Source organism: Mesorhizobium denitrificans (assembly GCF_003403035.1).
Classification (GTDB): domain Bacteria; phylum Pseudomonadota; class Alphaproteobacteria; order Rhizobiales; family Rhizobiaceae; genus Mesorhizobium_G; species Mesorhizobium_G denitrificans.
Genome location: NZ_QURN01000044.1, coordinates 1 through 1,409 on the forward strand (window position 1 = coordinate 1; position 1,409 = coordinate 1,409).

Sequence of the window (1,409 nt, forward strand, 5' to 3'; positions counted from 1 at the left end):
TAGGGGTCAGAACAAGAGCAGTGCGAAATCGATGGGATGGAAGGCTCCCGCTCCGCCGGTGCTAAGTAGGCATCGGTTAGGATGGACAAACAGGGAGCGTTCAAATGGAAGAGATTTCTACCGTTGGCATCGACCTTGCGAAGTCGGTGTTTCAGGTTCATGCGGTTGACGCCGCCGGCAATGTTATCGTCCGGCGACAGTTGCGACGCCAGCAGATGCTGAAGTTCTTCGAGCAGCTGGCGCCTTGCGTGATTGGGATGGAGGCGTGCGGCACTGCCCACTACTGGGCGCGCGAGCTTTCGGCCCTTGGGCACGAGGTGCGGTTGATGCCGCCTGCCTATGTGAAACCCTATGTCAAGCGACAGAAGAACGATGTCGCAGATGCTGAGGCGATCTGCGAAGCGGTGATGCGCCCGACGATGCGCTTCGTGCCGATCAAATCGGTCGAGCAGCAGTCAGCGACGATGTTGCATCGATCGAGAGCGCTGCTGGTCAAGCAGCGGACGATGCTCATGCATTCGATCCGCTCTCATCTCGCTGAGCTCGGCATTTCGACCGGGGCCGGGATCAGCCAAATCGCCCGTGTCGTCCGGGGACTTGCGCAAGGCGAACGTACCGACCTGCCCGAGCTTGCCCGGTTTGTCCTCGAAACACTGGCCAGCCTGGTCTGCGACCTGGCTCAGCGCCTTCAGGCGATCGAGAAGAAGCTGATCTCCTGGCACTACCGAAACGATCTCTCGAACCGGCTGGAAACCATCCCCGGGGTAGGATTCGTCACGGCCTCGGCGCTCGCTTCGATCGTTCCTGACCCGAAGGCTTTTAGATCGGGGAGGCATTTCGCTGCCTGGCTCGGCTTGGTGCCGAGACAGAACTCCTCGGGAGGCAAGTCGCGCCTCGGTCGCATCAGCAAGCAAGGAAATCGATACATCCGGCAGCTGCTGATCCTCGGTGCGACATCGGTGCTGCGATACGTTCGCCGCGACGGAGACGGAGGGTCGAGTTGGGTTGGCGGTCTGCTGCGGCGTCGGCCGCCGAAGGTTGTCGCCGTTGCGCTTGCCAACAAGATGGCCCGCATCGCATGGTCGATCATGCGGCGTGGCGGTGAGTACGAAGAAATCAACGAACTGAGAGCGGTGCAGCACACCAGCAGCTGAGGCCGTTCGAGGTATGAGGGCGAAAGAGGTAAGTGAAGGCAGCAACTCGATCCCAAGGATCAGCCGAACCCGTTTAGCGTAGCGGACCTCAAAGTCCGTCTAATCGATTGGGGGCATGATCCTGGCGGAACCCTTCAAGGCCAGCAGTCCAAGAATGGCTGCATGACAGGCCGGACACACGACTGCACTCGAGATGCGCTGCACGACCGAACCACATTCCCCTCAACGCGGGAGCCTTCCACACACGTACGCTAA

The 1,409-nt window shown here is 60.3% G+C and carries 1 protein-coding gene; it reads left to right on the top strand.

Features of this window, described 5'->3' with window-relative positions:
* Positions 1-104 precede the first annotated feature (104 nt).
* Positions 105-1,154, top strand: a complete 1,050-nt coding sequence (locus DY251_RS21210; protein WP_116625891.1) for an IS110 family RNA-guided transposase — start codon at positions 105-107, stop codon at positions 1,152-1,154.
* Positions 1,155-1,409: the final 255 nt, after the last annotated feature.